The 9,338-nt window shown below is 42.0% G+C and carries 9 protein-coding genes; all 9 read right to left on the bottom strand.

Going from position 1 to position 9,338, the window contains the following annotated elements:
- The coding region (bshC, locus tag AC1DLM_RS33560; protein WP_477572410.1) for a bacillithiol biosynthesis cysteine-adding enzyme BshC at positions 1-1,040 on the bottom strand (1,040 nt) is incomplete at its 3' end.
- Between the two features lie 157 nt (positions 1,041-1,197).
- Complete coding sequence (locus tag AC1DLM_RS33555; RefSeq protein ID WP_477572409.1) at positions 1,198-2,172, bottom strand: ABC transporter ATP-binding protein; 975 nt, start codon at positions 2,170-2,172, stop codon at positions 1,198-1,200.
- Entirely contained in the window at positions 2,165-3,202 is a 1,038-nt protein-coding gene (locus tag AC1DLM_RS33550) for an ABC transporter ATP-binding protein (protein ID WP_057314638.1), read from the bottom strand. The genes AC1DLM_RS33555 and AC1DLM_RS33550 overlap by 8 nt, the downstream gene beginning before the upstream one ends.
- 13 nt (positions 3,203-3,215) lie before the next feature.
- The gene (locus AC1DLM_RS33545) at positions 3,216-4,148 is read right to left on the bottom strand and encodes an ABC transporter permease (protein ID WP_477572408.1); all 933 of its coding nucleotides are present in this window, start codon (positions 4,146-4,148) and stop codon (positions 3,216-3,218) included.
- A 3-nt stretch (positions 4,149-4,151) separates the two neighbouring features.
- Positions 4,152-5,084 carry an ABC transporter permease gene (locus tag AC1DLM_RS33540; RefSeq protein WP_441988986.1) on the bottom strand — a complete coding sequence of 311 codons (933 nt, stop codon included), beginning with the start codon at positions 5,082-5,084 and terminating at the stop codon, positions 4,152-4,154.
- A 97-nt stretch (positions 5,085-5,181) separates the two neighbouring features.
- Positions 5,182-6,864 carry a peptide ABC transporter substrate-binding protein gene (locus tag AC1DLM_RS33535; protein WP_477572407.1) on the bottom strand — a complete coding sequence of 561 codons (1,683 nt, stop codon included), beginning with the start codon at positions 6,862-6,864 and terminating at the stop codon, positions 5,182-5,184.
- Positions 6,865-7,253: 389 nt separating this feature from the next.
- Complete coding sequence (locus tag AC1DLM_RS33530; protein WP_441988984.1) at positions 7,254-7,655, bottom strand: DUF3397 domain-containing protein; 402 nt, start codon at positions 7,653-7,655, stop codon at positions 7,254-7,256.
- 13 nt (positions 7,656-7,668) lie between these two features.
- Positions 7,669-8,622 carry a ketopantoate reductase family protein gene (locus AC1DLM_RS33525; protein ID WP_441988983.1) on the bottom strand — a complete coding sequence of 318 codons (954 nt, stop codon included), beginning with the start codon at positions 8,620-8,622 and terminating at the stop codon, positions 7,669-7,671.
- A 101-nt stretch (positions 8,623-8,723) separates the two neighbouring features.
- A partial coding sequence (locus AC1DLM_RS33520) for an RsfA family transcriptional regulator (RefSeq protein ID WP_477572406.1) occupies positions 8,724-9,338 on the bottom strand: 615 nt, incomplete at its 5' end.

The raw sequence follows: 9,338 nt of genomic DNA, 5'->3' as shown, positions 1-9,338 counted from the left end.
AAATATTCCTGCATAAGCGGCCGAGACATGACATTATTACTCAACTGTTCCGGTGTTGACATCGCTTTATCACGAAGTTCAGACTTCGTGTAACTAACCGTATTTTTCTTATCCGTAAAGTGCTCTCCCTCACGATGAAGAAGCAACCTCGCACCATCGGCGAAAACGAAGAGGTTCGCAGCATCCTCATGTACTTCTGCTTGAATCCCATAACCCGCTTGACTGACTTCAGCTTGACTGCGCAGTAAGGAGGCGGTAAATGACTCATTCTGCTCTACCATTTGCTCGAACATAGATGACTCTAATGCACGAACCGAAGGCTCATCCGCATCGATCAACACAAGCCCATACTCGCCAAACAACATCGCCATCCAACGAGCAAAAGCATCAGAAAGCGTCGCTCCATCGCCTGAAGCTGAACGCATTTTATCTAACAAAGACGCTTTAAATTCTGTATCCATTAACGATTGATCCAACTTATTCAATGCCTCTTCCCACGCTTCAGAGGAAAGTGGCAGGCGACTGACAGACGTTCTTACACCAGTTGGATGCTCCACCTTCAACTTCTCAATCTGCTGCGTATTGGAAAGAACATGGACATGATTGACTTCATCGAAGTCGTGATCCTCACCTGCGATCCAGAAAACCGGAACGACTGCGCGTTGCAGCTTCGTACGCCATTCCCGCGCCAATTGAATAATCGTGATAGCTTTATATAGGATCATCAACTGTCCGCCAAACAATCCCGCTTGTTGACCGCCAACAACCGCTAGCGTTTGCTGATCGCCTAATGCTGCGATATGTGCCAKAGCGACTTCCGTATTCCCTACGCGTCGATTATAGGCTCCCAGCACCTCTACAAGCCGCTCACGCCCGACATGTGGGGCAACCTTAGCTCCGTCCAACCAATTGACACGAGCTTGCCAATCTTCCCCGTTTCCAAAATGATAAGGGAACAACGACTTTGCTTTGCCTTTACCCGATATATAATCTTCCGCCAATGTCTGATTTTTCTTCCATTGAAAAGTTTCCATTTGCATATGCGACTAGTGTCTCCTCTTCATAACAAATAAAACAACTATCCTTTAATTGTACACGGTAGCCCTGAAATCGTCAAAACTGTATTTTTTCTAATTACAATTACTACGCGTTTAGAACATCGAGAAAAAGCCGCCCCTCTCGGGACGGCTAATCTCATTAGTATAAATGACAAGCAACAAAGTGATTCGGTTCCACTTCTTTGCTAGGCGGCATGGAATCTGCACACTTGGCCATCGCTTGCGGACAACGTGTACGGAACGGACAACCACTTGGCGGGTTAAGCGGACTCGGTACGTCGCCTTGAAGAATGATACGCTCACGAGTACGTTCAATTTCCGGATCTGGGATCGGAATCGCAGAAAGCAAGGATTGTGTATACGGGTGTAACGGCTTCGCGTAAAGCGCGTCGGATGTAGTTACCTCAACAAGACTTCCCAAGTACATAACCCCGATACGGTCAGAGATGTGCTTAACCATCGCCAAATCATGCGCGATAAATAAGTAAGTTAAGCCCATTTCTTTTTGTAATCTTTTGAAAAGGTTAACGACTTGCGCTTGTACGGAAACGTCCAAAGCAGAAATCGGCTCATCCGCGATAATGAATTTCGGTTCAATCGCTAGCGCACGGGCAATCCCGATACGTTGACGTTGACCACCAGAGAATTCATGCGGGAATCGGCTAGCATGCTCATCATTCAAACCAACTGCACGAAGCAGTTCCATAACTCGTTCTTTACGCTTTGCACCCTTGTATAAGCCATGGATATCTATACCTTCAGCAATGATGTTCCCGACAGTCATACGCGGGTTTAGGGATGCGTAAGGATCTTKGAATACCATTTGCATATTCCGGTTGAATTCCTTCAATTTTTTCCCAGTCAGCTTATGAACATCTTCACCATCGAAAATGACTTCGCCTTCTGTTGCGTCATAAAGTTTAATGATAGTTCTTCCTGCTGTGGATTTCCCACAACCCGATTCACCAACAAGACCAAACGTTTCACCACGTTTAATTTCTATAGAAAAGTTGTCCACGGCTTTCAAGATCTTACCGTTTCCAAGATTAAAATGTTTCTTCATATTGCGAATTTGCAATATCGGTTGTTCCGATTTAGCTAATGTTTTAGACATGCCTATTACCTCCCACTCCTACAGGACGTTCAACCTTCGGCGCATCCGGGTGAAGTAACCAACAAGCGGCTGAATGTGTTTCAGACAGCACAGAATGTGCTGGATCTTCTTCCAGACAGTGATTCATCGCATAAGGACATCTAGCTGCGAAGGCACACCCTTTCGGCGGAGCGAACAAATCTGGCGGTGTACCTGGAATCGGCACAAGCTCCTCATTCGTGTTCGTATCCAACCGCGGCACTGAACGAAGCAACCCCCATGTATATGGATGCTGTGGCTCATAGAATATTTCATCCACAGTGCCCTGCTCAATAATTTTACCTGCGTACATAACCACAACACGCCCTGCCATGTCAGCAACAACACCAAGATCATGTGTAATCAAGATAATGGATGAGTCCGTTTCCACAGAGATCTTCTTCATCAAATCAATAATTTGAGCCTGAATGGTAACGTCTAGCGCTGTTGTCGGCTCATCTGCAATAAGAAGCTTAGGCGAACACGCAAGAGCGATCGCGATCATGACACGTTGACGCATACCACCAGAAAGTTCGTGTGGATATTGATGAATACGACCCTCAGGTGAGTTGATCCCAACAAGCTTAAGAATTTCAATAGCTCTTTCTCTTGCAGCACTTTTACTTAGACCTTCGTGCTTGATCAAACCTTCCGTGATCTGATCACCAATTTTCATCGTTGGATTCAACGAAGTCATTGGATCTTGGAAAATCATACCCATTTCCGAGCCACGAATTTTCTCCATTTGTCTGTTGGAAAGCTTGGTAATATCCACTTTCCCATCAAACATGATAGAGCCGCTTTTTATATAACTAGGCGGAGTAGGAATTAAACGCATGAGCGTTTGTGCCGTTACGGATTTACCGCAGCCGGATTCACCTACAATCGCCAACACTTCACCTTTTTTCAAAGAAAAAGATACGCCGCGAACAGCCTGAACTTCACCCGCATAAGTCTGGAATGAAACTCTCAAATCTTTCACTTCTAGTAAATTGTCTTTGGTGCTCATCATTATTCACCCCTTCTTACTTGCGCATTTTTGGATCTAGCGCATCACGAAGCCCATCGCCGAGTAGATTGAAGCTCAACAAGATTAAGCTGAACACAATTGTCGGGAAAATAAGGCGATGCGGATATAACCGAATATAGTTAGCACCGTCTGACAGCAAGTTACCTAGCGATGCCAGTGGTGGCTTTACACCAAGACCGATAAAACTCAAGAATGCTTCCGTAAAGATCGCAGATGGCACAACGAATGTGATCTGTACAATGATTATACCAAGTGCATTCGGGATCAAACTACGCATAATTATTCTCATGGGAGAAGCTCCCAGTGTACGCGAAGCTAATACGAACTCTTGTTCTTTGAGCGTAAGCATCTGCCCACGAACAAGCCGCGCCATAGGTACCCACCCTGTAATACTATAAGCAATGATAATGGAAGAAACCCCTGAGCCAATAACCATGATCAAAAGAATGGCAATCAACAAGAAAGGTATCGCGTAGACAATCTCAATGGAACGTTGCATCACTTCATCAACTTTCCCACCGTAATACGCGGAAATCCCTCCGTAAATAACACCAACTACTAAGTCAATTAATGCCGCTGTAATACCGATAAATAGGGAGATTCGAGTACCCCACCATACGCGCGTCCAAACATCTCGACMAAAGTCATCTGTTCCAAAAAAGTGCGAACTGCTCGGTACTGCATTTTTAAGCTTTAAGTTTTGCGTCTGATAATCGTAGCTTGAAACAAATGGAACGATAATCGAAAGTACGATTAAAGCAACCAATATAATTAAGCCAGCCATAGCCAGTCTATTTTTCTTAAGTCGTCTCCATGCGTCCTGCCAATAATTAAGTGAAGGTCTTACAATTACTTCACCAGTTAGAGATTTATTTGAAACGGGAGCAAACTTGTAGTTAGTCTCTGTTGATTCATTTGGAGTTTGCATGAATTATTTCCCGCCTTTCCCAAGACGAATTCTAGGGTCTACTAAGCCATATACAACGTCAGTAATAAAGATAACGACAATCAAAATCGCTGAGTAAAAGATAGTTAATCCAGAAATCATCGTATAATCATTCGAATATACAGACGATACAAAATGTTTACCCAAACCTGGTACACTAAAAATTTGTTCAACAACTAACGTACCTGTGATGACGTTTACAAATATTGGACCAATAATCGTGATAACCGGCAATATTGCATTACGAATTGTATGCTTAACTACGACTGTTATAGTTGACAAACCTTTTGACTTCGCTGTTTTAATATAATCTTGATTCAAAACATCCAACATGGACGTACGCATTAACCGTGCCAAAATCGCAATTGTACCGAAGGACAAAGCAATAGCTGGTAATATCTTGTATTCTGGACCTTTCCATAAACCAGCAGGCAAAATCCCCCACTTTACACCTACATAATAAGAAAGCATTGGCCCAAGTACGAAGGACGGAATGGAAACACCTAAAATCGCAATGAACATAGCTGTATAATCGCCAACTTTATTATGTTTCAAGGCTGCAATAATCCCTAAAGTTAAACCAACAACAATTGCGATCACAATTGAAATTAATCCAAGTTCTAAGGATGAAGGGAAAGCTTGTTTGATAATATCAGTTACTTTGTGAGCAGGGAATTGAAAGGAAGCTCCTAGATCGCCGTGGATGATATTGTTCATGAATGTCAAGTACTGTTCCCATAATGGCTTATCTAGACCATACTGCTTCATCAACATATCTCTCGTAGCTTTCGGAATCTTCTCAGCGCCTTCTCCTAGTGGATTACCTGGCAAATTTTTCATCAGTACGAAAGTAAATGTTGAGATTAGCCATAACGTAATAAGCGCATATAGGAAACGGCGAAGAATGAACTTAATCATATTGCTCCTCCTTTATTAAAATATAAGACAAGAAAGTTAGAAGAGGCCGCTCCCACGAKGTGCGAACGGCCCCTTCTGCTTTAAACTGCTTTAAAGATTACTTAACAGTAGCCCATTTCAATTCCCACTCTTGACCAAACGATGGTAGAATCAAACCGGAAATTGATGCTTTTTTCAGGTAAGCACGAGTACGGAAGTACAATGGAGCTACACCTTGATCATCCATAAGGATTTTCTCAGCTTCAACCAAAGCTTTAGCACGTTTCGTAGTATCTACTTCTGTTTGAGCGGACTTTACAAGTTTATCGTACTCTGGGTTGCTGTAGTCACCTTCATCAAACTCGCCGCCAGTTACCCACATATCCAAGAACGTCATTGGATCGTTGTAATCTGCGCCCCATAGGGAAAGAACAATATCGAAATCTTTTTTGGAGGAAAGCTCGATACGCAACGCATGAGGAACTGGGTTCGCTTCAGCAACGTATCCAAGGTTTTGTTTCCATTGTGCAAGGATAAACTCAAGTGATTTTTTCGCAGTTTCTGTATCATCCGCGTTCACTTTCATTTTTGGAAGTGCTGTTAAACCAAGCTCTTTCAAACCTTCAGCAAGCAAAGTTTTTGCTTTAGCAGCATCGAACTTCGGTTGTGTCTMACCAGCTGTTTTACGGAATTCACCGCCAGCACCGTCAGAAGTACCACCTGGCACTAGGCCAGTGGAAGCAACGGAACCGTTAGCAAGAACTGTATCTACATAAGCTTGACGATCGATTGCCATACCAAGCGCTTGGCGAATCTTTTTGTTCGCAAGAGCTGGTTGTTTCTTCACTTGGTACATCAAGTAGGAGTTCGTCAACTCTGGTTTAGGCAGGTTGTCCGGTTTACCTTTGTACAAAGTAAGTTGATCACGATTGATTTCAGTCAAATCAGCCGCATCTGTTTCATATAGGTTAAGGCCTGTATTTGTGTCTTTAACAATATTGATTGTTGCTTTTGTTAACTTCACATTTGCAGCATCCCAATATTTTTCATTTTTAACAAGCTCAAGTGTTTGGCCATGATCMCATTTACTCAAAATAAATGGACCTGCACCGATTACTTTGTCAGCTTCAGCGCCGTATTTGTCGCCAGCTTTTGTTACGAAATCTTCACGTTGTGGCAAGAAAGTTCCGAATGCAAGCATTTGTGTAAAGAATGCAACCGGCTTCTCTAGTTTAATTTCAATTTGCTTGTCGCTGATTGCTTTAACGCCAAGTGCATCTTGTGCTTTTTTAACTTCTTCAGGAGTTTTTGCTTTAGTAACAGCTTCTCCACCTTTAATCCATGCTACTACGAAACTATATTGCCCTTTTGTAGCAGGATCTAATGTACGTTTGAAGGAATAAATGAAATCTTGTGCTTTCACTGGTTGTCCGTCAGACCAGTTCGCATTGTCGCGAATGTCAATTGTGTACGTTAGACCATCAGGAGAGATTTTAGGCATATCTTTTGCAAGACCTGGAGTTGCTTTGCCGTCTTTATCTGTACGATATAGACCTTCATTAAATGCGCTAATAAAAGTAAAAGCAGCATTTGCAGTTGCTTTGGAGCTGTCCATAATAGGGGGCTCAGCAGAGAAATTGATCTTAATTTCTTGAGGCTTGTTGGAAGCTGGAGCTGAAGTACCTTTAGTACCATCTGTTGGTGATACTGCTGGTGTTTCCTCACTTTTGCCACAACCTACTGCTACGCTGCCCATAAGCGTTAATGCTACTGCTGTAGTAACCCACTTTGTCGCTTTCATATAAACTCCTCCTTTAAAATATGTATGTCTAGACATCTATGGCTAGGTGCTTTGTTAGTTTTAATAACATAAACCTTACACCCTCAACCCGAAGATCAATGTAACCGCTTCTTTCATGTTATACAACATCACCTGTATCTCTGGTAAAAAAATTTACTAGAGTCTACGCAAGGAATTATAACATAAACGATGAGTTTGTCCACAATTAATTTACCTTTGTCTAAATAACCGGTAAAAAAATTTACTCTCACGGTTTTTAATTATACAACCAACGGTCAATAAAATCTAGACGATTTTGTTTGTTATTTTCTACAAATCTCAAATAAATATTACAAAGATCCGCTTAATTAATGCCCAAAATATTCTAAATCAGGAAACGACAAAGAAATCTATGTTGAAAAAAGGTAGTTTTTACCTATATGAACGAAAAATAACAGAATATATAAGGCCGATAAGCCTACAAAGCTAAGACGCCATACAAGTCTGCCTACTTTAATTAAATTAGTTTCACCTTTCAAATGGTTTTGATAACCCCCAATAATACCAAAAGCAATTAATAAGATTAGGACAATTAACCAGAAACCAAATTGGGTATGAAAAAGTTTGTTCCACATCAAGGATACGGATCCTAGTAGAAACAACGTTGTGACATCCATAGTAAACCTCGTGGTCATCTTCTTATCCTTCAGGAATAGAAAGATGAGGAACCACACTAAAACAAACGTGATAAATGGCGCAACAGCCAACATGGCATATAAGGTAGATAATAGACTAACGAAACTATTCAACAAAAAGTTTCACCTCTTAATTTTCTATCGCTTTAATCATTCTATATACCAAGCTGTTTACAGGTAGCTCGATGCCCATTTCATTACCCATCTTCACTAAACTGCCATTTAAATAGTCAACTTCTGTTAGGCGCGAAGCTTCAATATCTTGCAACATAGAGGAATGATTCGTTTTTGTCGCCTCGCAAACAGCTTGTACGGTATCCCATAATTCAGCCGGAAGCTCAATTCCTTTGGCAGCAGCCAAACGAAGCACTTCTTGGTAAAGATCTTGCATAAGCGAAAGGGTCCATGCCGAACGTAGCAATTCACCATTTTGAACACGTAGAATGGCTGTGAGTGGGTTGATGACCGCATTGATGACTAATTTGCTCCAAATTCTTACTTCCATATTTTTCGACAATTCCGCACGAAATCCTGCTAACTCCAACAGCTGCACAATGAAATTATGTTGATGATTTGTGGCAGCATGATTGTACGCTTCTAACTCCCCCAAATAGGTGATTCCATGCCCTGTATGTTTAACAGAAGTAAGCCCAATTCGCTTAGCCCCTTCTGTTGTAATGGCAAATAAAAGCTTATCCAACCCGATGGCTTGGCTTAATTTCACTTCATGACCAACACCATTCTGAAAGCATATCAAGTACGTGTGACGCGTCATTTGGTTTTGAATATAGGCGATAAGCTCTGGAGATATTGCCGTCTGTTTCACCATAAGGAAGATATAATCGATTTCCCGCGCTATCGGTACCACACTTCCACTAATCGCTTCGGTATAGCTCTGAAATACAATCGACTTCGCAAGCTTCGCCTCTTGTGACTCTGTCCCAACGAGTTGGATGCCGTGCTTCGCCAATTCTCTAGCTTGTCCAACAGATCTTGTTACTATTGTTAATTGCGAACAAACCGGGGCAAGCTTAGCAGCAAAAAGAAGGCCAAGAGAACCAGCACCAATGATCATGATATGCATACAATAACCACCTTTATCCATGTATCCCCATTATACAACAAAAAAGCCACAGACCAAGGCTCCCCTTGATTTGCAGCTTTTCATTCCAAGAAAATAAATGATTATTCGACTCTTTCCAAATTACCATTTGCATCCATTTTGAAGCGCGGCTTCTCTTCTTCCTCTTCCTCTACAAGAAAGGCCATTTTTCTGGCACGGTCCATAATTTGAATAAGCGCTTTATAATCATCATTCACGACGCGATAATCGGTTTCAACTTCATTTACTTGTTTATTCAGCTTATTATTTTCTCTGCCAAGTCTATCGAGTTCGTCCTCTTTGTCCTGCAGTTCTTTTTCCAACGTTTTAATATGACGATTCATATCCTGATAGGTACTGCGCCATTGCCGTAAGAAACGAATGACTGCATCAATAGATAGTGTTTCTTCATTAAACACTTCATTCTTGCCAGTAGACACATCTGTACTATCAAKTAAACCAATGGAAGAAGAACCGGAAATCGAAACAGGGGCATGCTTTTTCAGCTGTGTCCGTTTCTGACGGTGAGCTTTCGCGATTTGAATGGCTGCTTCATATTTCTTCCGTACAAAGCTGTTCCAGCGAAACCCGCACGCGGCCGCGGTCCGTCCAATGCGCTCCCCAACTTCTTCAAACGCAGATAATTGTGTACTTCCTTCTCGGATATGACGCAATGTCAACTCCGCTAAAATTAAGTC

It is taken from the genome of Paenibacillus sp. 01T442 (assembly GCF_056398345.1).
The sequence above is the reverse complement of the archived record's forward strand: the minus strand, read 5'-3'. Positions and strand labels throughout refer to the sequence as shown.